Consider the following 22987-nt stretch of genomic DNA (forward strand, 5'->3'; position numbering starts at 1 on the left):
CCATGAATGGACTCTGTTCGCTGTTGATTCGGGCGGTGCTCACGCTGGTGGTGCTGGCGGCCTGTGTGGCTCCGGCGGTCGCACAGGAAGTCGTCGAGTACATCCACACTGATGCACTGGGTTCACCGGTGGCGATCACCGATGCCAGCGGAAACGTCATCGAGCGTACGGTGTATGAGCCGTATGGGGCGGTGGTGAATCGGCCGTTGAAGGATGGGCCGGGATATACGGGACATGTGACGGACTCGGGGACCGGGCTGAGTTATATGCAGCAGCGGTACTATGATGTGGAGACTGGGGCATTTCTATCCGCCGATCCAATAGCTTCATCAGTGGCTGCTTTTGGGCGCTACGCGTATGCGCTGGGGAACCCGTATCGGTTCCTTGATCCGGATGGAAGGCAGCCCAAGGATGCTCGGCAGGCTATTACTGGGAGCAAAATAAAAAACAATGGCATTGCGGCCGGGGTAAGAGTGGCCGCAATCGGAGGGGCTCTCCCGTCGGGCTTTACAAAGGAAAATGCACAGGCTCGATATGATGCTATGAAGGGTGTTGTTGATGCTACGAAGGAAAAGATGGAGTCAATTCCGAACGCGAATTCAGACAACGCTGCCAAGATTTTTTCAAAGGTTTATCAGAAGTACTCTGTTAGATTCGGATGGGAAGTGAGTGCGGAAATCGTGATGAAGAATAGCGGTGCCTTTCACCTTTCCGATATTGGGATATCCAGTCATGTTCGTGACGTGGACTGGCTGGGTGGGACTGCCGGTAGGCCTCTCGTAGGGGGGATCAATATCCACACGCATCCAGCATTGGACGGATACAATCGTGCCTACTCGCCATTCTCATATTGGGATGTTGAAACGTACAAGACAACAAATTCGATCAATTACGTTTCGGATCCGTCGGGGGTCTATAGGCTGAACAAGGATGGTGTGTCGGAGGTTGTGAAATGAGAATAAATTATCAGCTTTTCGTGACCTTCTTCTTGGCGATTTCCGTGGTCGGTTGCGGTGATCAAGAAGGACGGCAGACGCCGCCCGCAAAGGATTGTGGGATCGGTCAGAATCCAGTTTGCCGAGTCAGCTTCCGGGCGCTGGCTGCGACCCCCCGTCTATTCGATGGGAAATCGATACGCGTGGAAGGCTATCTCGGAGTTAGTCGAGGGCTCTTTGTATTGAACTCCAGCAAGGAGCTGTTCGAAGCTGGAGTGACTGATGAGACCCAAGTTCGCATCAGGGGCCCAATAGATCTCCAGCGTGACGTTTTTAATCGGTATGCTTATTCGTGGGTATCAGTGACTGGGGAGTTCAGGCTTAGGAGGACGGACGGGTCGACGGATGATCTTCTTCTCGGCGAAATGCATGCCCCACTTGACGTTCAGTCGTTGAGAGTCCCAGGTCCGATTCCAAGAGCGACTTTCGGAGACGTGTCCGTTGATCTCGAAGATCTGAAGTGAGTTTCAAGTATCAATCGCGGCTCCCATGAAGCGGTTCGTGCTAACAGGGATTTTTCTGATGGTATCCGAGGCGGGTGCCGACAGGTCACTGCATACCTCTGCAGATGCCGGTCGACGTGCAGTGAGGCAGCATTGGCAACCACGGGAAAGACAGCGCCACGGCCTCCATTGCGAACTGATCGATCACGCCGATAGGCTTTGGGGGAATTTCCCCTTGGTTGAATAATATGAGGTATCGCATTGAGCGCTATCGATGAAGAGAATCTCGTTTTAGCCTGTCTGTGGAGGCTGTTGGAATCCGAGCCTGCTTCCGAGGAACAGGTGTCTGGCTGGTACCAGAGGGCGCAATTTATCAAGAACGTGATTCGGTCAAGTTCGTATGAAATCGGGGTTCCTCACGTGATATGGCACTATCTTGATGATGCTGATATCCGTATTCGCGATCCCCGCTATGCCGAAGCACAAGTGTTGGCCGTTAGGCGGAGTATTGATGAGTGGGCTTGAGTGCACTCAGAGAAGCCATGAGCATTACATGTTGCTGGCCAGATTTCATTGCGGCATCCCTCTCGGATGCTAACCCTCCGGATCTCCCTCTCCTCCGGGAGGACTGGGCAGGGATGGCGTTTGATCGCAACCTGTATGAGGATTTTGCTCCGAACGATGTTTGGGTGGCGTGGCTGAGCGCACTTTCGGAGCACTTTGCAGATATCGCGATGTGCGCGGTTCGATGTTCAGAGTGCTCCGACAGGGGAAGCCCCGTGGAAATTGAGCGAGGTCTGGATGGCCTGCGCTCCTACTGGCTGGAAGATGGGAACTTCATGCGTGATCATTTCTAGTTTTCGCGTGATGGTCGCTGGGTTGTAAAGCTGGATCAGGACGTGACGTTATTTGCGGGGGATGTCACTTTCCTTGCGGATGTTGTCGCGCGACTTGGTGGTGTAGAGCATGTCGAGAAGATGATGCGACGGGACCTGATTGGTACAGCTGAGGACGTTGTTGGCCTCGGTGGATACGTCAAGGGGCTTCTTGCGCCCTTGAACGCAACGACTCCATAGCAGATTGCTGCGTAGATGATTGGGTGTGCAGGTGCTATGTGATGGAGTAGCTTCAAAAGGAGGAGCTGAGTGCCAGGGTTTGTTGAGAGCTTCCCCATTTGGGCTTCCATCATCCTAGGTGCCATGTGGATAAACGCATTTGCGGCTCACAGGATGTTGCTGAAAATCGAGCGTGAACGGCCGGAAGTACTTGCTGCAGTCGGAATCATCAAGGTTGATTGGTGGCTTAGGTGCTTGCGCGGTATTGCAGTGCTTGCCCTTACTTCCAAAGGGCAGGCGCTCCATCAGGGGGAGCGGTGGGTGTTGAGGGGCGTCGTGATGATGTACGTCTTCTTGATTGCCTCCGGGGTATCCATGCTTGTTGGCATGTAGGAGACGGTGCCTCAAGGCCGTTGATGGCGGATGGATCGGCATTACGGTGAGATTGCCCGTTCCTGGTGTCACTCGGTGCTTCCCGGTCACGCCTCTGCTTGCTTGCGTCCAGTGCGCAATAAAAAACGCCGCAGTTCCCTGCGGCGTTCTCGTACTTCCCTGATTCTGGCGAATCCTCAGCCCAGCAGCTTCCGCACCTTGGTCAGTGCGGTCATGAACCGCTCGATCTCGGCATGCGTGTTATAGAACGCCAGCGAGGCGCGGCAGGTAGCCGCGACGCCGAAGTACTGCAGCAGCGGGTGTGCGCAGTGCTGGCCCGAGCGCACGGCCACGCCTTCCAGATCCAGAAGGGTGGCCAGATCGTGCGCATGCGCACCATCGATCAGGAACGAGACTACGGCGGCCTTCTCCGGCGCTTCGCCGATGATGCGCAGGCCGTCAACGCGGCGCAGCTCTTCGGTGAAGTGCGCCAGCAGTTCGGCTTCGCGGGCTTCCACGTTCTCCTGGCCAAGCTGCTGCAGGTAGTCGGCAGCCACACCCAGGCCGATGAAACCGGCGATGTTCGGGGTGCCGGCTTCGAACTTGTGCGGGGCATCGTTGAACACGGTGCCGTCGAAGCTGACTTCCTTGATCATCTCGCCGCCACCGAGGAACGGCGGCATCGCATCCAGATGCTCGCGGCGCGCCCACAAGGCGCCGGTGCCGGTCGGGCCGCACATCTTGTGGCCGGTAATGGCGTAGAAGTCGCAGCCGATCGCGGTGACATCGACCTTGCGGTGCGGCACGGCCTGCGAGCCATCGACCACGGTGATGATGCCGCGCTTGCGCGCTTCACGGCAGATTTCGCGCACCGGATTGACCGTGCCTAGCACGTTGGAGACATGGGTGACGGCCAGCAGCTTGACCTCCGGGGTCATCGCCGCGCGCAGCGCATCCAGATCGAGTGCGCCGTCAGGCGTGATCTCGGCCACGCGGATGGTGGCGCCGGTACGCTGCGCGACCAGCTGCCACGGCACAATGTTGGCGTGGTGCTCCATGCGCGTGATCAGGATCACGTCACCGGCCTTCAGCCGCGGCAGCGCCCACGAGTAGGCCACCAGGTTGATGGCGAAGGTGGTGCCGCTGCACAGCACCAGGTCGCTGGGGCGCACGTTGAGGAAGCGTGCCAGCGTGTTGCGTGCGCCTTCGTAGGCGTCGGTGGCTTCGCTGCCCAGTGCATGCACCGCGCGGCTGACGTTGGCGTTGTAGCGGCGGTAGAACTCGTCCACCGCGCCGATCACCTGCACCGGCTTCTGGCCGGTGTTGGCATTGTCGAAATAGACCAGCGGCTTGCCATGCACTTCACGCATCAGCAGCGGGAAGTCGAGGCGGACGCGGTCCCAGTCGGGGGCGCCGGTGCGTTCTTCGATCGGGCGCGGCGTGGACAGGTTCATGCCACACCTGCCTCGGCCAGCGCCTTGTCCAGACGGTGTGCCAGCTGCGCACGCAGTGCGTCCGGCAGGATCTTCAACGGCTCGTGGCAGAACGCGGCGCTCAGCAGTGCCTGCGCCTGTGCCTGCGGCAGGCCGCGCGAGCGCAGGTAGAACAGCGCGTTGGCATCGAGCTGGCCGACGGTCGCGCCATGCGCGGCCTTCACTTCATCGGCGTCGATCACCAGCGTTGGCTGGGTGTCGATCTCGGCATCGGCCGACAACAGCAGGTTCTTGTTGGACAGGTTCGCGTCGGTGCCATCGGCGCCTTCGCGGATCTGGATGCCACCATGGAACACCACGCGGCTGCGGTTGGCGGCGACGCCGCGCCACAGCAGTTCGCAGGCGGTATCGCGTGCGATGTGGTCGATACCCAGGCGGGTTTCGACGTGGCGGCGGCCATTGCCAAGCAGCACGCCGTTGGCGGTCAGCTGGGCATTGTCGCCTTCCAGGCGCACGTTCAGTTCATGGCGGCTGAGCGCGGCGCCCAGTTCCAGGTCCACGCGGTGGTACTGCGCATCGCGGGCCAGCACGGCGTCGGTGCGCAGGAAGCTGGTCTGGCGCGCGCTGCCGGCCTGGACGCGGGCGTGCTTGAGCACGGCATCGCGAGCGACGTGGGCATGCAGCACGGTGTTGTCCAGGTGGGTGGAGTCGCCCACGCTGAAGCGGTGCTCGACTACGCCCAGGCTGGCGCCGGCACGCAGTTCGATCAGGTGGCGATGATGCCAGGCCAGGTCGGTATCGCCGGCGACGCTGGCGAACACCAGCTGCAGCGGTGCCTCGACCTGCACGCCTTCGTCCACGCGCAGCACTACGCCTTCATCGGCCAGGGCGGCATTGAGGCGGGCGAAGATCTCTTCGCTGCGCTCGTAGCGGCGGCCGAGGAAACGCACGGCGTCTTCGCCAGCGGCCAGTGCGGCCGACAGCGGCTGCAGCTGCACGCCCACAGGCAATGCCTCCACGTCGCTCAGCGCGGCGTCCAGGCGGCCGTTGACGAACACCAGGCGCGGTGCCGGGATGTCCTCAAGCAGCGCGGCATCCAGGGCTGGCGGGGACAGCGGTGCAGCCGCGAACGCACGGCGTTCCAGCTGGCGCAGCGAGGTGTACTTCCAGGCTTCGTTGCGGGCGGCCGGCAGGCCGTCGCGCAGGGCCGCATCCAGCACTTCGCGGCGCGCATCGCTGCCGCAGAAGGCCTGGGCCATCGAATCAAGCAGGGCGCTCATCAGACCGCCGCCTCGGGCACGACCCGGTCCTTCAGGAAATCATAGCCGTGCGCTTCCAGCTCCAGTGCCAGCTCCGGGCCGCCACTTTTGACGATGCGGCCATCGGCCAGCACGTGCACCACGTCCGGCTTGATGTAGTCCAGCAGGCGCTGGTAGTGGGTGATGACCAGGAACGAGCGATCAGCAGCGCGCAGTGCGTTGACACCATCGGCCACGCTCTTCAGTGCATCGATGTCCAGGCCCGAGTCGGTTTCGTCCAGGATCGCCAGCTTCGGTTCCAGCACGGCCAGCTGGAAGATCTCGTTGCGCTTCTTCTCGCCACCGGAGAAGCCTTCGTTGACGCCACGGTGCAGCAGTTCGTCCTTCAGGTGCAGCACGGCCAGCTTCTGGCGCACCAGCTTGAGGAACTGCATGGAATCGAGTTCCTCCTCACCGCGTGCCTTGCGCTGGGCGTTCAGTGCCGCGCGCAGGAAGTAGGTGTTGTTCACGCCCGGGATTTCCACCGGGTACTGGAACGCCAGGAACAGGCCGGCGGCGGCGCGCGCTTCCGGGTCCTGGTCGAGCAGGTCGACGCCGTCGAACTGCACGCTGCCTTCGGTCACTTCGTAGCCGTCGCGGCCGGCCAGGACATTGCCCAGGGTGGACTTGCCGGCGCCGTTCGGGCCCATGATGGCGTGCACCTGGCCCGGCTGGACGTCCAGCGACAGGCCCTTGAGGATTTCCTTGTCGCCGATGCGGGCGTGGAGGTTTTCGATCTTCAGCATGGTGGGGATTTCCGTGGGGCGGGCCGCGGCCCGCCGGTAAAGAGAATGCGTTTGCGAGGGGCAGGGGCGGGCGGTCAGCCCACCGAACCTTCCAGCGAGACTTCCAGCAGCTTCTTGGCTTCCACCGCGAACTCCATCGGCAGTTCGCGGAACACCTGCTTGCAGAAGCCGTCGACGATCATCGACACCGCGTCTTCCTGGCTGATGCCACGGGCGCGGCAATAGAACAGCTGGTCGTCGGAGATCTTGGAGGTGGTGGCCTCGTGCTCGACGGTGGCGCCCGGGTTCTTCACCTCGATGTAGGGGAAGGTGTGCGCGCCGCACTGCTTGCCGATCAGCAGCGAATCGCACTGGGTGTAGTTGCGCGCGCCATCGGCATTGCGGTCCACACGCACCAGGCCGCGGTAGGTGTTCTGGCCGCGGCCGGCGCTGATGCCCTTGCTGACGATCTTGCTCTTGGTGCGCTTGCCAACGTGGATCATCTTGGTGCCGGTGTCGGCCTGCTGGCGGTGATGGGTCAGCGCCACCGAGTGGAACTCGCCCACCGAGTCGTCGCCCAGCAGCACGCAGGACGGGTACTTCCAGGTGATCGCCGAGCCGGTTTCGACCTGGGTCCAGGTGACCTTGCTGCGCGCGCCACGGCATTCGGCACGCTTGGTGACGAAGTTGTAGATGCCGCCGACGCCGTTCTCGTCGCCCGGGTACCAGTTCTGCACGGTGGAATACTTGATCTCCGCATCTTCCAGCGCGACCAGCTCGACCACGGCGGCGTGCAGCTGGTTCTCGTCGCGCATCGGCGCGGTGCAGCCTTCCAGGTAGGACACGTAGGCCTTGTCCTCGCACACGATCAGGGTGCGCTCGAACTGGCCGGTGTGGCCGGCGTTGATGCGGAAGTAGGTGCTCAGTTCCATCGGGCAGCGCACGCCCTTGGGGATGAACACGAAGCTGCCATCGGAGAACACCGCCGAGTTGAGCGCGGCGAAGTAGTTGTCGCCGACCGGCACCACGGTGCCCAGGTACTGGCGCACCAGCTCCGGGTGTTCCTTGATGGCCTCGGACATCGAGCAGAAGATGATGCCCTTCTCGGCCAGTTCCTTGCGGAAGGTGGTACCGACCGACACCGAGTCGAACACCGCATCCACCGCCACGCCGGCCAGCTTGGCGCGCTCGTGCAGCGGCACGCCCAGCTTGTCGTAGGTGTCCAGAAGCTCCTTGGGCACGTCATCCAGCGAGGCGTACTTCGGGCCCTTCGGCGCGGAGTAGTAGCTGAGCGCCTGCAGGTCGATCGGGGCGATCTCCAGCTTGGCCCAGTCCGGCATCGGCATGGTCAGGAAGTGGCGGTAGGCGTCCAGGCGCCACTGCGTCATCCACTCCGGCTCTTCCTTCTTGGCCGACAGGGCACGGATGGTGTCCTCGTCCAGGCCCGGCGGCAGGGAGTCCGATTCGATCTCGGTGATGAAGCCGGCCGAATACTTGCGGCCGAGCTGCTCGTGGATCTCGCGGTTGGGGGTGTCGTCGTGGGCGACGTTTTCGATGGTTTCGGTGGCCATGGGGGGCTGCCTACGGATCAGGAGACGACGTCGACAGCGATGGTGCGGCGCTGTTCGTCATCGGCAAGGGGGAGAGGGGGCAGGATCTGGGCGAGGGTGACATCGCGCAGGGCCTCGGAGACCACGTCGTTGATCAGCCGCCAGCTGCTGCGCGCGCCGCACTTGGGCGCCATGCCGCACTGGTGGTGGTCGTGGCTGCATTCGGTCAGGGCCAGCGGCCCTTCCATCGCTTCGACCACTTCGAACAGTGAGATCTCGATGGCCGGGCGGGTCAGCCGGTAGCCGCCACGCACGCCACGCAGGCCTTCCACCAGGCCGGCCTGGGCCAGCGGCTTGAGTACCTTGCTGACGGTGGGCGGCTCCAGACCGGTGAATTCGGCCAGCTCGGTGGCACTGAGCACCTCGCCCGGACGGGCGGCGAGCACGGTCAGTACGACGGTGGCGTAATCGGTGAGTTTGGTGACGCGCAACATGGGGATGCGAGTGGTTCTTAAAGCGGACTGAAATTGTACGCTTTTCTTCGCCGCCATCCAACCCGGGCATTCAGCCGGCGCTGGGGCCGGGACGGGAGAACACACCGGGGCCGTTGCCAGGGCGCAATGCTGCGCCAACGGGGTGATTTTCGCAATCACCCGGAATGGGCGAGAATCAACGTTCCTTTCGCTGCAGACTTCCCTTGCCGATGCCCAAGAAGATCCAAGCCCGCAAGTCCGCCATCCACGGCAACGGTGTGTTTTCCGTGGCCCCGATCAAGCAGGGCGAGCGCGTGATCCAGTACAAGGGCCTGCTGCGCAGCCACGGCGACGTTGATGCCGATGACAGCGGCGACGTTGAAAGTGGCCATACCTTCCTGTTCACCCTCAATGACGACTGGGTGATCGATGCCAACTACAAGGGCAACGACGCGCGCTGGATCAACCACAGCTGCGACCCGAACTGCGAGGCAGTGATCGAGGAAGACGAGGACGGCGACAGCCGTGGCGACAAGGTGTTCATCGAGGCGCTGCGCGATATCAAGGCCGGTGAGGAACTGACCTACAACTACGGCATCACCCTGGCCGAGCGTCATACCGCCAAGCTGAAGAAGATCTGGGAGTGCCGCTGCGGCTCGCCCAAGTGCACCGGCACCATGCTGCAGCCCAAGCGCTGACCGGTACCGGGGACTGCCGGCCACTGGCCGGCACTACCCGGGGGCTCTCCACCTGCCGTGCACGGCAGGGTCACCGCCGTGCAAGGGCCGTTCTTCCATTCTGTCGGCTCCCCCAACCGGAGTGCACCCATGGCAGAGCGATTGAAGGGCAAGCAGATTGCCATCCTGGCCACCCACGGCTTCGAACAGTCCGAATTGACCGAACCCAAGCGGCTGCTGGAAGCCGAGGGCGCGCGCGTCAGCGTGGTGTCGCCCGCAAAGGAGGCGACGATCAAGGGCTGGAAGGAGAAGAACTGGGGCGACGCCGTCGCGGTGGACATTCCGCTGGATGAAGCGGATCCGGCACGCTTCGATGCCTTGGTCCTGCCCGGAGGCGTCATCAATCCGGACACGCTGCGTACCGACGAGGTTGTACTCGGCTTCATCCGGGCAGTGGATGAAGCCGGCAAGCCTGTGGCGGCCATCTGCCACGGCCCGTGGTTGCTGATCAACAGCGGCCTTGCTGAGGGGCGCGACGTGACGTCCTGGCCGTCCCTGCAGCAGGATCTGGTCAACGCAGGTGCGAAATGGCGCGATACCGCGGTTGTGATCGATGGAAACCTGATCACCAGCCGCAAGCCGGACGACATTCCCGCCTTCAGTGAGGCGGTGGCCAAGGCACTTGCCGCCTGATGCGCTACGGGTAGTGCCGGCCAGCGGCCGGCACTACCTCATTTACCCAGCACGCCTGCCGGCACCAGGTTGCCCAGGTTCTGGTTGAAGGTGACCACCAGCTTGCCGTTCTTCACCTGTGCCGACTGCACCTGCAGTGCGCCGAGCAGGCCGGCCACGGCCGGGTCCAGCTTGTAGATCGGTTCGCGCTGGGCGTAGTCGCTCAGCCAGGCATTGAGCAGGCCGCGGGTGCGCGAATCGAGGCGACCGCCCTGGTTGGCCGGGGTGAAGTCATCCACGCTCGGCTGCTGCAGGTGGAAGCCCTGGGTCTGCGCGTCGTAGCGCAGGCCGCTGCTGAGCTTCACCGTTCCCAGCTTGGACGGGTTGCCACCGGCGGTGGCCAGTGCGAGGTCCATGCCCAGGTTCAACCGTTCGCCGGCCGGAAGGCTCAGCTGCGGATGGCTCATGGTCAGGGCGATCAGGCCACCCAGGGCGTCCTGGGTGCGCGGGAAGCTGCCATCGAGGTACTGCTGCACGTCGCTGGCACCGACCGACAGTTCGCGGCCGGAAATGGAAGGGGCGGCCTGGGCGCCGATCGCAGCAGCGATCAGCACGGTGGAGGCCGCGAGGCGGGTCATCAGGGAACGCAGGCGCATGGCGGTGACCGGTGAATGCGGAATGGATGGACCAAAGAGTAGCCTTGCCGGCTGAATCGCGCGTGCATGCCGCTGCAACGGTTCAGTCCAGCGATGGCCGCAGTTGCGCCGACTGGATCTGCCACGCACGGCCATCGGGGCTGGGCTGCACGCGGTACCAGCCGCCGAAGCGGAAGGTGCCTTCAGGGGTCACCGCGCGGATCTGCACCGGAACCTCCAGCAGCTGCGGCGGCTGGTGACCGTCGCGCGCGACCGGCAGTTCGCTGGTCAGGCGCAGGCTGCGCACGTCCGTGAGCTGGCGCAATGCGGCATCGTCGGCGCGTCGTGCATCGCTGGGCGGGAAGGTCCATGCGGCGTCGATGGCCTTGCGATCGCGATTGAGCAGGGCCATGACATAGGCATTGAGCATTCCCGCTGGCAGCTCGGCCTCGGCCGCGACGGCGGCAAACAGGGGATGGACATCGATGGCCTGCACGGCCGCTGCATCGCCTTCTGCGGCGGCCTGTGGCTTCGCGCGGGCAGCCGCCTCGGTCGTGGCCGGCGGAGCGGCATCCGCAGGATGAGGTTGCGATGGCGGCCGGGAACAGGCCAGCAGCACCAGCGGTGCGATCAGTATCAGGAACCAGCGCATGTCTGCCTCCTCCCCGAGGCGAACGGAAGGAGGCAGTGTATCGGCTGTGCCGCGATCAGCGGGAGGAGGGCAGCTGTTCCAGTGCATCCAGCGCCGGCAGCACCTGCGCGGCGATGGCGGCCAGGGCATGGCCTTCGGTTTCGGCGTGGCGCTGCACGATGTCGCGCAGCAGCTGGGTGGCGATCACCAGGGTCGCGCGCTCGTCGCCGCTGATGCCTGCGGTGCGCGGCGCCGCTTCCAGCAGGCGCATCAGGTCGCGGCTGGCGCGATGTTCCAGTTCGATGGTGCAGCGCCCGGTGCACTGCAACCCGTCCTTTTCGATGGGGGTCACCGAGATCCGGTAGCGGGTGGAGGGGCTGGCCATGAGGGGACGCTCGCCGTAGCTGTGGAGGATGTGCCCACCTTAGGCAAGGCCGTGCCCGGCGGCGATGGCCGGGGCTGCACGCAGTGTTCCACCCGGTACGTTCCGGGGCCGCAACGGACCACGGCCAGCCAATGGCGACGGGCCTGTACGCGCATTCCCGGGGATGCGGCAACGCTGTGTTGCGGACTGTGGTTGGGACAAAAAAAACGGGACGGCCAGAGCCGTCCCGTCGGAATCCGCGTTGGGGCGCGCGCTTACAGCGCGGCGTCCTTCAGCTTCTTCAGCGGACGCACCTTCAGCTTGGTGGTGGCCGGCTTGGCAGCGAACCACTGCTCTTCCTTGGTGAACGGGTTGATGCCCTTGCGCTTCGGCTTGGCCGGCACATTGACGGTGGTGATCTTCAGCAGGCCCGGCAGGGTGAACGAGCCAGCGCCCTTCTTGTGCACCGAGGAGGCGACGGCGCTTTCCAGCGAGGCCAGCACAGCGCGGACGTCCTTGGCGATGACGCCGGAGGCTTCAGCGATGTGTGCAACCAGGCCGGACTTGGTCAGCACTTCCTTGATCGGCTTCGGAGCGGCCGGCTTGGCGGCTGCCTTCGTCGCGACTTTCTTCACTGCCTTCTTCGGGGCAGCCTTCTTAGCGGTCTTTGCCATGGTTTCCTGTTCCGTGAACGGTTGGTTGTTTGGTCGGCGCCGAACCCCGTCGGCAAGCGCAATGTAGGGCAACTCTCGGGCGCCGCCAATAGCCCGAAGCGCGGAAAGTGCATGTTTTTTCATATCCAGGCCGATTCAGTACATGGCCGGCAGTGGGGGATGGGGGTGTGGCAGCGCACGCCATGGCCGGCGCCCGCCCATCGTCGGAATGCGCGAAACCACTGAAAACAAGAGGGAAATGCGTTTCCGGTTGGCGAGGAAGTGTCCACGCGCCGGGTTCGGAAGACGACCTCCAGCGTGCGGCGGAGCGACGCAGGGCTAACGCCTCCCGTGCGAGGGTGACCGTTCATCACCGTCACGCAGGAGCAGCACATGGGAATCTCGCGACACGCCACCGCGCACTGGGAAGGCGATCTGAAGTCGGGCAAGGGGCAGTTGAGCACGCCGCAGAGTGGCCTGCTGGACAAGACCCGCTACGGCTTCAACAGCCGTTTCGGCGACGAAAAGGGCACCAATCCGGAAGAGCTGATCGCTGCCGCGCACGCCGGTTGTTTCACCATGGCGCTGTCGGCCAAGCTCGGCGAAGCCGGCTTTACCCCGACCTCGCTGGATACCGAGGCCAAGGTCGATCTGTCGCTGGAAGGCGGCCCGCAGCTGTCGCAGATCCGGCTGAAGGTGAAGGCGGTGGTGCCGGGTATCGACGCGACGCAGTTCCGTGCGATTGCCGATGACGCCAAGCAGAACTGCCCGGTGTCCAAGGCACTGAGCGCCGTGCCGATCAGCCTGGAAGCCGAGCTGGGCTGAGCCGGCGCATCTGTAGAGCCGAGCCCATGCTCGGCTTCTGCAGCTCCCGTGATCTGGCCGAAGAGCAGCCGAGCATGGGCTCGGCTCTACAGTGTCCCTTTACCAATCGATGGTGCCGGTGATGACGGTCTGCACCTGGCCGCCCGACCAGACCTCGCCGTCCTCGTCGACCAGCAGCGTCAGGCGCGCATCGTGGCCGACTTCGCGGCCCTGGCTGACTTCGAACGGTGCACGGCCACGCGGCAGGGCGCCGCGCAGGTCCAGCCACGCGGCCAGCACCGCATTGGCCGCACCCGAGGCGGCGTCCTCGAAGCGGCGTCCATTGCCGACGAAGGCACGTACGGCCAGGTCGAAACCCTCGCTGCCATCGCTGAAGGCATAGGCGAACACGCCCATGCTGTCGGTGGTCTCGGCCAGTGCGGCCACCGCATCCCAGTCCGGCTGCAGCGCGCGCAATGCGGCCTCGTCGGCCACCTGCACGACCCACCAGCTCCGCCCGCCCTGCATGCGTGCCGGCGGCAGCGAGCCCAATGGCCAGTCCTTCAGTGCGGCCTGCAGGCGCGGATCGGTGGCCTCGGCAGTTTCGGCCAGCTGCGCGCGCGGGGTACGGATGGCGATGCGCTGCTGCGTACCCTCACCGCTGACGCGCAGCGGCAGGGCGCCGGCAATGCCGTCCTGCACCAGCACGCCATCGATCGGTGTGGCCAGGCCTGCCTGCAGCACCGCATGCGCCGTGCCGACGCTGGGGTGGCCGGCGAACGGCACTTCCTTCTGCGGGCTGAACATGCGCAGCCGGTAGCTGGCACCGGGTGCCTGCGGTGGAAACACGAAGGTGGTTTCGGGCAGTCGCGTCCAGCGGGCGATGGCCTGCATGCTGGCATCGTCCAGGCCCTCGGCATCGAGTACCACGGCCAGCGGGTTACCGGCGCCGGCGCGCGGGGAGAACACATCCAGCTGCAGGAAACGGCGGGTGGTCATAGGGGGCAAACTCCGTAGAACGAGAGGGGTACGGTAGCGCCGGGCCATGCCCGGCGTCCGTGTGCGGCGTTCGCCGGGCGTGGCCCGACGCTACCAATGGATGCTGCCGTCGATCACGCACTGCACCTGGCCGCCGATCCACACCGTGCCCTGCGCGTCGACCTGCACCTGCACGCGGCCATCGCGGCCCACTTCGCGGCCCTGGCTGGCCACGTAGCGGCCTTCGCGGCCGGGCAGGGCATCGCGCTGCCGCAGCCAGGCGCCGATCAGCGCATTGGCGCTGCCGGTCACCGGGTCTTCGGGTACGGCGGCCGCGTCAGCGGGGCAGAAGGCGCGCACCACGCGGGCGTGGTCGTCGCCGGGCTCGTCGGCGAACACGGCCAGGCCAGTAGCGTCGGTGGCCAGGCTCCAGTCGCGCAGGGCCGCCATGTCTGGCGCCAGTCCGCGCACGGCGGCGGCGTCGCGCAGCGGCAGCAGCCACCAGCGTGCACCGTTGTCCCACAGTTCGGGCACGTGCCCGTTGGCCGCCAGCGCCAGCAGCGTCTCCGGCGCGGCGTCCACCCTCGTGTCCAGTTGCCGTGCCGGTGGGCTGGCCAGCTGGATCTGCAGTGCCTCGGCCGGACCGCTCACCCGTACCGGCAGCAACCCCGCCGCGCATTGCTGCAGCAGGGCGCCGTCGCGCGGTTGCGCCAAGCCACAGCTCACCGCGGCCCAGGCGGCGCCGACGCTGGGGTGGCCAGCAAATGCCAGCTCGCGGGTCGGGGTGAAGATGCGGATGTGGTAGTCGGCACCCGGCGCGCTGGGGCGCAGGAAGAACACCGTCTCGGACAGATTCAGCCAGGCGGCCAGGGCCTGCATCTGGCGGCTGGAGAGCCCGTCGGCGTCCAGGATGACGCCCAGTGGGTTGCCGGTGCCGGGGCGGGCGGCGAAGACATCGAGCTGCAGGTAACGGAGGACGGCCATCTACGGGGATATTGCGCTTAGAATCAAAGGTTCCGCCCCCGAGGGCGGCTTCCCCACATTCTACATAGCCAATCCATGTCAGCTTCCCCCCTTGTCGATCGTTGGATCGTACTGAAGTTCGGCGGCACCTCGGTGTCGCGTCGTCATCGCTGGGACACGATCGGGAAGCTGGCGAAAAAACGTGCGGAAGAGACCGGCTCGCGCGTGCTGGTAGTGGTGTCGGCGCTGTCCGGGGTCACCAACGAACTGACCGCGATCGCCGATGGCGCGCCGGACAGCCGTGATCGCGTGGCGGCGCTGGTCGAGCGCCACGAGGGCTTCCTGGTTGAACTGGGCCTGGGCCGCGAAGTGCTGGCCGAGCGCCTGGCGGCGCTGCAGGGCCTGCTGGACGACGCGCGTGCGGCCACCCGTCCGCTGGACTGGCAGGCCGACGTGCTGGGCCAGGGCGAGCTGTTGTCCTCCACCCTGGGCGCGGCCTACCTGCACGCCTCGGGCTTGGACATGGGCTGGATGGATGCCCGCCAGTGGCTGGATGCGATGCCGCCGCAGCCGAACCAGAGCGACTGGTCGCAGCGCCTGTCGGTGAACTGCCAGTGGCGTGCCGATGCGGAGTGGATGCAGCGCTTCCGCGCGCAGCCGACCCGCCTGCTGATCACCCAGGGCTTCATCTCGCGGCATGCCGATGGCGGCACCGCCATCCTCGGCCGTGGTGGCTCGGATACCTCGGCGGCGTACTTCGGTGCGCTGCTCGGCGCCAGCCGCGTGGAGATCTGGACCGACGTGCCGGGCATGTTCAGCGCCAATCCGAAGGACGTGCCGGACGCGCGCCTGCTGACCCGCCTGGACTATTACGAAGCACAGGAAATCGCCACCACCGGCGCCAAGGTGCTGCACCCGCGCTCGATCAAGCCGTGCCGCGATGCCGGCGTGCCGATGGCCATCCTCGATACCGAGCGCCCGGAACTGCCGGGCACCAGCATCGATGGCAGCGCCGCACCGGTGCCGGGGGTGAAGGCGATCAGCCGCCGCAATGGCATCGTGCTGGTGTCGATGGAAGGCATCGGCATGTGGCAGCAGGTCGGCTTCCTGGCCGATGTGTTCAACCTGTTCAAGAAGCACGGCCTGTCGGTGGACCTGATCGGTTCGGCCGAGACCAACGTCACCGTGTCCCTGGACCCGTCCGAGAACCTGGTCAACACCGATGTGCTGGCCGCGCTGTCGGCCGACCTGTCGCAGATCTGCAAGGTGAAGGTGATCGTGCCGTGCGCGGCGATCACCCTGGTGGGCCGCGGCATGCGGTCGCTGCTGCACAAGCTGTCGGACGTGTGGGCCACCTTCGGCCGCGAGCGCGTGCACATGATCTCGCAGTCGTCCAACGACCTGAACTTGACCTTCGTCATCGACGAGGCCGATGCCGATGGCCTGCTGCCGATCCTGCACGCAGAGCTGATCGACAGCGGCGCGATGCCGGTGGAAGAGACCGAAGTGTTCGGCCCGCGCTGGCGCGAGATTGCCGGCACCGTGCGCCCGCGCGGCACGCCGTGGTGGCGCGGCCAGCGTGCGCACCTGCTGCAGCTGGCCGATGCCGGTACGCCGCGCTACGTCTACCACCTGCCGACGGTGCGCGCCCGCGCCCGTGCACTGGCCGCAATCAAGCCGATCGACCAGCGCTACTACGCGATCAAGGCCAACAGCCACCCGGCCATCCTGCAGCTGCTGGAAGCCGAAGGCTTCGGCCTGGAGTGCGTGTCGCACGGCGAGCTGAAGCATGTGTTCCAGCACCTGCCGGAACTGTCGCCCAAGCGCGTGCTGTTCACCCCCAGCTTTTGCCCGCGCAGCGAGTACGAGGCGGCGTTTGCGCTGGGCGTGACCGTCACCGTCGACAACGTGGAAGCGCTGCAGCGCTGGCCGGACCTGTTCCGTAACCGCGAGCTGTGGCTGCGCGTCGATCTGGGCCGGGGCGAGGGCCACCACGCCAAGGTCCGCACCGGTGGCAAGGAGTCCAAGTTCGGCCTGCCGATCGCCCGCGTCGACGAGTTCGTGCGCGCGGCCACCGAACTGGGCAGCCGCGTGGTGGGCCTGCATGCGCACCTGGGCAGCGGCGTGGAAACCGCGCAGCACTGGCGCCTGATGTGCGATGAGCTGGCCGGTTTCGCCCGCCGCATCGGCAGCGTGCAGACCATCGATATCGGTGGCGGCCTGCCAATTCCGTACAGCGACGAAGACGAACCCTTCGACCTGGACGCCTGGGCCGAGGGCCTGGCCGAGGTCAAGGCGCTGCACCCGGCATTCCGCCTGGCGATCGAGCCGGGCCGCTACCTGGTGGCCGAATCGGGCGTGCTGCTGACCCATGCCACCCAGGTGGTGGAAAAGGACGGCGTGCGCCGTGTCGGCCTGGACGCCGGCATGAACGCACTGATGCGCCCGGCGCTGTACGACGCCTGGCATGACATCGAGAACCTCAGCCGGCAGGGGGGGTATGCCGAGGCGGCGTTCGATGTGGTCGGGCCGATCTGTGAATCCAGCGATGTGTTCGGCAAGCGCCGCAAGCTGCCGGTGTCCACTGCGCCGGACGACGTGATGCTGATCGCCGATGCCGGTGCCTACGGCTATGTGATGGCCAACACCTACAACCAGCGGATGCTGCCGCGCGAAGACGTGATCGAATGACCACCGCGCGCGCCCTGCACCCGCCCACCGACACGCCCCGCGCCTTCGCGCGGGCCCGTGCCTGACCGGATACACCATGACTGCTTTCGACAAACACCAGGTTTCCCGCTTCCGCTTCGTCCGCTGCGACTTCGCAGCGGATACCGGCGTGGCCCGGCTGGTCTACGCCTTCGACGACGGCCCGGAGATGGTGGAAACCATCACCGTGCCCGGCGCCCCGTTCGTGCTGGACGAGGCGCGCGCCGCCGCCGTGCAGCGTGCGCTGCAGCTGCTGCACCTGATCGCCGGCGTCAGCTACTACAAGGCCGGCGTACCGGATACGGTCAGCATCGACAGTTACAGCATCGATGCCGATACCGCCGCACTGGTGGAGACCATTTACCTCAATGGCCTGGGCGAATTCGCCTACCGCAACGGCCTGAACCTGCGCGACCGCTTCCGGTTGCCGGTGCAGGGCGAGGCCGTGCAGGCGCCGGCGCTGGGCCTGCGGCCGCACGCGCTGGTGGCCATCGGCGGCGGCAAGGATTCGCTGGTCAGCATCGAAGCGCTGCGCCGTGCCGGCGTGGACGAGACGGTGACCTGGATCGGTGGCTCGCAGCTGATCCGTGCGTGCGCCGAGCGCACCGGCCTGCCGACATTGAACCTGGGCCGCACGCTGGCACCGGAACTGTTTGAGCTCAACCGCCAGGGCGCCTGGAACGGCCATATCCCGGTGACGGTGGTGAACTCGGCAATCATGGTGCTGGCCGCCCTGCTGCACGGCGTGGACCAGGTCGTGTTCTCCAACGAGCGTTCGGCCAGCTACGGCAGCCAGATTCCGGGCACCGGCGAAGTGAACCACCAGTGGTCCAAGGGCTGGGCCTGCGAGCAGGCGTTCGGCAGCCATGTGCGGAAGTACGTGGCGGCGGATCTGCAGTACTACTCGCTGCTGCGACCGATGTCCGAGCTGGCGGTGGCCCGCCAGTTCGCCAAGACTGATTTCTACGACGCGCACTTCTCCAGCTGCAACCGCAATTTCCACATCCTCGGCGAGCGCCCGGTGAACCGCTGGTGTGGCGTCTGCCCGAAGTGCCATTTCGTGTTCCTGGCGCTGGCCCCGTTCATGCCCAAGACGCGCCTGGTGCGCATCTTCGGCCGCAACCTGCTGGACGATGCCGAGCAGGCCGGTGGCTTCGATGCGCTGCTGGAATTCCAGGACCACAAGCCGTTCGAGTGCGTGGGTGAAGGCCGCGAATCGCGTGCGGCGATGGCGACGCTGGCGCAGCGCCCGGAGTGGAAGGAAGACGTGCTGGTGAAGCGCTTCTGCAACGAGATCCAGCCGCAGCTGGATGCCGCCGAACTGGAACTGACGCCGCTGCTGCAGCTGCAGGGCGAGCACCGCGTTCCGGCTGCGCTGTGGGAACGGGTGCGTGAAGATTTCGAAGCTTGAGGGAAAGCGCGTTGCGCTGTGGGGCTGGGGCCGTGAGGGCCGCGCCGCGTTTGCGGTGCTGCGTGAGCGCCTGCCAACGCTTGGCCTGAGCCTGTTCTGCCCGGCCGCTGAAGCCGAAGCCGCGCGTGCGGAAACGCAGGGCGCGCTGGACGTGCGTGGCGAACCCTCGGCCGAAGCGCTGGCCGCGTTCGATGTGGTGATCAAGTCGCCCGGCATCAGCCCTTACCAGCCGATCGCGCTGGCGGCGGCAGAGCAGGGCACCACCTTCATCGGCGGCACCGCGCTGTGGTTTGCCGAACACGCGGCCGACGACGGCATCGTGCACGACACCGTGTGCGTGACCGGTACCAAGGGCAAGAGCACCACCACCGCCTTGGTCGCGCACCTGCTGCGTGCCGCCGGTCATCGTACCGGCCTGGTCGGCAACATCGGCCTGCCGCTGCTGGAAGTGCTGGATCCGCAGCCGGCACCCGAGTATTGGGCGGTGGAACTGTCCAGTTACCAGACCGGTGAAGTGGCGCGCAGTGGCGCTCATCCGCAGGTGGCGGTGGTACTGAACCTGTTCCCCGAACACCTGGACTGGCATGGCAGCGAACAGCGTTACATCGAGGACAAGCTGCGGCTGGTGACTGAAGCCGCACCGCGCATCGTCGTGCTCAATGCCGCAGATCCGCACCTGGCGGCACTGTCGCTGCCCGAGAGTGAGGTGGTCTGGTTCAACCAGCCGCAGGGCTGGCACATGCGGGGCGACATCGTGCATCGCGGCGAACAGGCGGTGTTCGATACCCGCAACACGCCGCTGCCGGGCCGTCACAACCGCGGCAACCTGTGCGCGGTGCTGGCCGCGCTGGAAGCGCTGGGCCTGGATGCGGTGGCGCTGGCACCGGCGGTGCAGGATTTCCGTCCGCTGCCGAACCGCCTGCAGCGGATTGGCGTGGCCCATGGCCTGACCTACGTCAACGATTCGATCAGCACCACGCCGCATGCCAGCCTGGCCGCGCTGGAATGCTTCGCCGGGCAGCGCATCGCGCTGCTGGTGGGCGGGCATGACCGCGGCCTGGACTGGACCGATTTCATGCAGCACATGGCGCACGACGTGCCGCCGGTGGAGATCGTGACCATGGGCAGCAACGGCCCGCGCATCCACGCGATGCTGCAGCCGCTGGCCGATGCCGGCCGCTTCGGCCTGCACGCCGCCGGCGACCTGCCCGAGGCGATGGCGCTTGCACGCGCGGCGCTGGGTGCGCAGGGCGGGGTGGTGCTGCTGTCGCCGGGCGCGCCCAGTTTTGGTGCCTACCGCGATTACGTGGCGCGTGGTCGCCATTTCGCCGAACTGGCCGGATTCGACCCGGACAGCATCAGCGCGATTCCGGGGTTGGGCATCGCCTGAGGGTAGTGCCGGCCGCTGGCCGGCAACCCAGCGGGGAATTCATCCACACATGGCGTGGATCTACTGGTCTTCGTCGATGAACGCGTAATCGCCATCGATCAGCTGCTGCAGGTACGCATCGAAGCTCGGTGCGATCACCGCGTAGCTGTCCGGATCGTGCAGGTAGCGCACCACCTGGCCGACGGTGCCGCCCGGTGCCGGATCGAAATCCAGATACAGCATCGAGGTGCCACCGTTGTTCATGCAGTGCGAGAAACACAGCCGGCGGCTCATCGGCAGATCCGCATCGATGCCCTCGCCGAGAATCTCCGGTTCGTCATCCAGCCACTCTTCGTAGATGGAACGGATGCTGTCGTCCCACCGCTGCTGGTCCTCGAAGATCTGCGCGACCGATCGCAGGTAGTACGGATAGCCGCCGTCCTCGACATCCGAGCCGAGCATCAGCACGCAGACCTTGCCCGCGGGGTACTCCCGGTAGTGGGTGCCATCCACGCGCGACAGCAGCTCCACCAGGCTGCCCGGCACCTGCGGCCACTGCACACGCAGGCGCTGCAGGTCTTCGGCGCTGGCGCCCTGGACATGTGCCCACTGCGGGGCATCCTCGGCAGGCAAACGCGGGATCAGGCCAGACAGAAAGCGATCAACAAGATTCATGCGAAAAAAGGGGACGGAGGGGATTAAGTCGTATCCAACCACACCTGCGTCACGCCGCCAATGCAGAATGCGACGCGGGAGGGGCGATTACGGCTTAATCCCCTCCGTCCCCTTTTTCTTGCGGAGCAGGCGCATGAATCGTTGGCGATGCGGTGTGGCGATGATCCTGGGGCTGGCGGCGATGCCGGCGTGGGCGGCGATGAAGACGCAGCCGGTGGAATGGAAACACCAGGGCACGACCTTCAGTGGCGTGCTGGTCTATGACGACGGCGAGCATGACAAGCGCCCTGGCCTGGTGATGGTGCCGAACTGGAAGGGCGTGAACGAATCGGCCATCGAGAAGGCCAAGCAGCTGGCCGGTGACGACTACGTGGTGCTGGTGGCCGATGTCTACGGCAAGGGTGTGCGGCCGAAGACCGATGCCGAGGCCGGGCCGGTGGCGACCAAGCTGCGCAACGACCGGCCGTTGCTGCGTGCCCGCGCGCTGGAGGCGGTGAACGTGCTCAAGGCGCAGGCCGGCAAGGTGCCGCTGGATGCCAGCCGGATCGGCGCGGTGGGCTTCTGTTTTGGCGGCACCACGGTGCTGGAGCTGGCCCGGGCCGGTGCGCCGCTGGCCGGTGTGGTGAGCCTGCACGGTGGATTGGGCTCGCCGTTGCCGGCGCAGGCCGGTGGCAGCCATCCGTCGGTGCTGGTGCTCAATGGCGCCGACGACAAGAGCGTGACCGCCGAGGACATCGCCGGTTTCCAGAAGGAAATGAACGCGGCCAAGGTCGATTGGGAGTTCACCAACTACAGTGGTGCGGTGCACTGCTTTGCCGAGCGCGATGCCAACAGTCCGCCGGGCTGCCAGTACAACGAACGGGCGGCCAAGCGCGCGTGGAAGGCGCTGGATGAGTTCTTCGAGGAGCGGTTCCGGTAAACAAAGGCGTGCCGACCAAGGTTGGCACCCACCGACGTTCCAGTGCCGACCAATGGTCGGCATCCACCCACAGCCCCGGTAGGTGCCGACCGTTGGTCGGCACACCTCAACCGATCAATGCGAGCGCTGCACCGCGTAGCGGGCCAGGCCGCGCAGGGCGGCGACCGCGTCGTTGTCGCCCAGGCCATCGAGCGCGCGCTCGGCGGCTTCGGCGTATTCCTCCGCACGCGCGCGGCTGTACTCCAGGCCGCCGGTGGCGCGGATCGCGGCCAGCACTTCCGGCATCGCCGAGGCATCGCCGTCCTGCACGATGGTGCGCAGGCGCTCACGGGTGGCGTCGTCGGAATGGGCCATCGCGTGGATCAGCGGCAGCGTCGCCTTGCCTTCGGCCAGATCATCGCCCAGGTTCTTGCCCAGCTCGTCGGCGTTGGCCGAGTAGTCCAGCACGTCGTCGGCGATCTGGAACGCGTAGCCCAGGTGCATGCCGTAGTCGAACAGGGCCTGTTGCTTGGCTTCGTCCACGCCACTGGCCAGCGCGCCCAGGCGGGTGCCGGCGGCGAACAGCACCGCGGTCTTGCGCTCGATCACGCGGAGGTACGCGGCTTCGTCGGTATCGGGGTTGTGCACGTGCAGCAGCTGCAACACCTCACCCTCGGCGATGCGGTTGGTGGCATCGGCCAGGATCTGCATCACCGACATGCGCTCCAGTTCGACCATCAGCTGGAAGCTGCGCGAGTACAGGAAGTCGCCGACCAGCACGCTCGGTGCATTGCCCCAGAGCGCGTTGGCGGTGCTGCGGCCACGGCGCAGGCTGGATTCGTCCACCACGTCGTCGTGCAGCAGGGTGGAGGTGTGGATGAACTCGATGATTGCCGCCAGCTGGTGGTGATCCGGGCCGGCCTGGCCGACCGCATGGCCGGCCAGCATGACCAGCATCGGGCGCAGGCGCTTGCCGCCGGCGGAAATGATGTGATCGGCGATCTGGTTGATCAGCACGACGTCCGAGGACAGCCGGCGCCGGATCAGGGCGTCGACGGCGGCCATGTCGGCCGCAGCAAGCGACTGGATCTGGGGCAGGCCCAGGGCGGGACGGGTGTCTTCGGTGATGGTCATGCGATCAGGCTTTCAGGCTCGCCGTTGATTATAGGCGTTGCCCGTGAACTCCGGGCGCAAACCGGACTGG

The 22987-nt window shown here is 65.6% G+C and carries 22 protein-coding genes; 9 read left to right on the top strand and 13 right to left on the bottom strand.

Annotation, left to right across the window (positions count from 1 at the left end):
• Positions 1-2 precede the first annotated feature (2 nt).
• Together AC5QAH_RS07640 and AC5QAH_RS07645 are read left to right on the top strand one after the other, a co-directional pair.
• On the top strand, positions 3-956 hold the full coding sequence (locus tag AC5QAH_RS07640) for an RHS repeat-associated core domain-containing protein (RefSeq protein WP_053092152.1): 954 nt from the start codon (positions 3-5) through the stop codon (positions 954-956).
• 1120 nt (positions 957-2076) lie between these two features.
• On the top strand, positions 2077-2295 hold the full coding sequence (locus tag AC5QAH_RS07645) for a hypothetical protein (RefSeq protein WP_239682793.1): 219 nt from the start codon (positions 2077-2079) through the stop codon (positions 2293-2295).
• A gap of 767 nt (positions 2296-3062) precedes the next feature.
• On the opposite strand, the gene AC5QAH_RS07650 is transcribed toward AC5QAH_RS07645, so the two are convergent.
• The 5 genes from AC5QAH_RS07650 to AC5QAH_RS07670 form a co-directional block, all read right to left on the bottom strand.
• Complete coding sequence (locus AC5QAH_RS07650) at positions 3063-4319, bottom strand: cysteine desulfurase (RefSeq protein WP_495232230.1); 1257 nt, start codon at positions 4317-4319, stop codon at positions 3063-3065.
• Entirely contained in the window at positions 4316-5578 is a 1263-nt protein-coding gene (sufD, locus tag AC5QAH_RS07655; protein WP_495232231.1) for a Fe-S cluster assembly protein SufD, read from the bottom strand. The genes AC5QAH_RS07650 and sufD overlap by 4 nt, the downstream gene beginning before the upstream one ends.
• On the bottom strand, positions 5578-6342 hold the full coding sequence (gene sufC / locus AC5QAH_RS07660; RefSeq protein WP_019659403.1) for a Fe-S cluster assembly ATPase SufC: 765 nt from the start codon (positions 6340-6342) through the stop codon (positions 5578-5580). Before sufC ends, sufD begins: the two co-directional genes overlap by 1 nt.
• A gap of 74 nt (positions 6343-6416) precedes the next feature.
• Positions 6417-7892 carry a Fe-S cluster assembly protein SufB gene (gene sufB, locus AC5QAH_RS07665; protein WP_043396952.1) on the bottom strand — a complete coding sequence of 492 codons (1476 nt, stop codon included), beginning with the start codon at positions 7890-7892 and terminating at the stop codon, positions 6417-6419.
• 17 nt (positions 7893-7909) lie between these two features.
• Entirely contained in the window at positions 7910-8365 is a 456-nt protein-coding gene (locus AC5QAH_RS07670; protein WP_005408436.1) for an SUF system Fe-S cluster assembly regulator, read from the bottom strand.
• A gap of 209 nt (positions 8366-8574) precedes the next feature.
• Here AC5QAH_RS07670 and AC5QAH_RS07675 point away from each other — a divergent pair, with 209 nt between their 5' ends.
• Complete coding sequence (locus tag AC5QAH_RS07675; RefSeq protein WP_010483549.1) at positions 8575-9042, top strand: SET domain-containing protein; 468 nt, start codon at positions 8575-8577, stop codon at positions 9040-9042.
• A 129-nt stretch (positions 9043-9171) separates the two neighbouring features.
• On the top strand, positions 9172-9714 hold the full coding sequence (locus AC5QAH_RS07680; RefSeq protein ID WP_191850786.1) for a type 1 glutamine amidotransferase domain-containing protein: 543 nt from the start codon (positions 9172-9174) through the stop codon (positions 9712-9714).
• A gap of 38 nt (positions 9715-9752) precedes the next feature.
• Here AC5QAH_RS07680 and AC5QAH_RS07685 read toward each other — a convergent pair whose 3' ends face one another.
• The 4 genes from AC5QAH_RS07685 to AC5QAH_RS07700 all read right to left on the bottom strand — a co-directional run bounded on the left by AC5QAH_RS07685 (position 9753) and on the right by AC5QAH_RS07700 (position 11997).
• Entirely contained in the window at positions 9753-10349 is a 597-nt protein-coding gene (locus AC5QAH_RS07685) for a YceB family lipoprotein (protein ID WP_043396950.1), read from the bottom strand.
• Positions 10350-10431: 82 nt separating this feature from the next.
• Positions 10432-10980, bottom strand: a complete 549-nt coding sequence (locus AC5QAH_RS07690; RefSeq protein ID WP_495232232.1) for a hypothetical protein — start codon at positions 10978-10980, stop codon at positions 10432-10434.
• Positions 10981-11035: 55 nt separating this feature from the next.
• Complete coding sequence (locus tag AC5QAH_RS07695) at positions 11036-11344, bottom strand: DUF3861 family protein (protein WP_010483541.1); 309 nt, start codon at positions 11342-11344, stop codon at positions 11036-11038.
• Between the two features lie 254 nt (positions 11345-11598).
• A complete protein-coding gene (locus tag AC5QAH_RS07700; RefSeq protein WP_010483539.1) occupies positions 11599-11997 on the bottom strand; it encodes an HU family DNA-binding protein in 399 nt (132 codons plus the stop codon).
• A 372-nt stretch (positions 11998-12369) separates the two neighbouring features.
• Between AC5QAH_RS07700 and AC5QAH_RS07705 the strand changes: the two genes are divergently transcribed.
• Positions 12370-12801 (top strand): OsmC family protein, encoded by a 432-nt coding sequence (locus AC5QAH_RS07705; RefSeq protein ID WP_005408443.1) that lies wholly within the window; start codon positions 12370-12372, stop codon positions 12799-12801.
• Between the two features lie 99 nt (positions 12802-12900).
• Here AC5QAH_RS07705 and AC5QAH_RS07710 read toward each other — a convergent pair whose 3' ends face one another.
• Entirely contained in the window at positions 12901-13779 is an 879-nt protein-coding gene (locus AC5QAH_RS07710) for a PhzF family phenazine biosynthesis protein (RefSeq protein WP_010483535.1), read from the bottom strand.
• A gap of 90 nt (positions 13780-13869) precedes the next feature.
• Complete coding sequence (locus AC5QAH_RS07715; protein ID WP_010483533.1) at positions 13870-14742, bottom strand: PhzF family phenazine biosynthesis protein; 873 nt, start codon at positions 14740-14742, stop codon at positions 13870-13872.
• Between the two features lie 75 nt (positions 14743-14817).
• On the opposite strand from AC5QAH_RS07715, the gene AC5QAH_RS07720 reads away from it, so the two are divergent.
• The 3 genes from AC5QAH_RS07720 (at position 14818) to murD (ending at position 20231) form a co-directional block, all read left to right on the top strand.
• A complete protein-coding gene (locus AC5QAH_RS07720) occupies positions 14818-17412 on the top strand; it encodes a bifunctional aspartate kinase/diaminopimelate decarboxylase (protein ID WP_262102683.1) in 2595 nt (864 codons plus the stop codon).
• Positions 17413-17488: 76 nt separating this feature from the next.
• On the top strand, positions 17489-18841 hold the full coding sequence (murL, locus tag AC5QAH_RS07725) for a UDP-N-acetyl-alpha-D-muramoyl-L-alanyl-L-glutamate epimerase (RefSeq protein ID WP_495232233.1): 1353 nt from the start codon (positions 17489-17491) through the stop codon (positions 18839-18841).
• Positions 18822-20231: a UDP-N-acetylmuramoyl-L-alanine--D-glutamate ligase gene (gene murD, locus AC5QAH_RS07730; protein WP_495232234.1), complete on the top strand. Its 1410-nt coding sequence runs from the start codon at positions 18822-18824 to the stop codon at positions 20229-20231. The genes murL and murD overlap by 20 nt, the downstream gene beginning before the upstream one ends.
• A gap of 60 nt (positions 20232-20291) precedes the next feature.
• Here the strand turns inward: murD and AC5QAH_RS07735 are convergent, their stop codons facing one another.
• Positions 20292-20885, bottom strand: a complete 594-nt coding sequence (locus AC5QAH_RS07735; protein WP_019337089.1) for an SMI1/KNR4 family protein — start codon at positions 20883-20885, stop codon at positions 20292-20294.
• A gap of 133 nt (positions 20886-21018) precedes the next feature.
• Between AC5QAH_RS07735 and AC5QAH_RS07740 the strand changes: the two genes are divergently transcribed.
• The gene (locus tag AC5QAH_RS07740; protein ID WP_019337088.1) at positions 21019-21804 is read left to right on the top strand and encodes a dienelactone hydrolase family protein; all 786 of its coding nucleotides are present in this window, start codon (positions 21019-21021) and stop codon (positions 21802-21804) included.
• A 114-nt stretch (positions 21805-21918) separates the two neighbouring features.
• Here the strand turns inward: AC5QAH_RS07740 and AC5QAH_RS07745 are convergent, their stop codons facing one another.
• Positions 21919-22917 (bottom strand): polyprenyl synthetase family protein, encoded by a 999-nt coding sequence (locus tag AC5QAH_RS07745; protein ID WP_010483521.1) that lies wholly within the window; start codon positions 22915-22917, stop codon positions 21919-21921.
• Positions 22918-22987: the final 70 nt, after the last annotated feature.

The sequence above is a fragment of the Stenotrophomonas sp. YJH_SMC_43 genome, assembly GCF_059372535.1.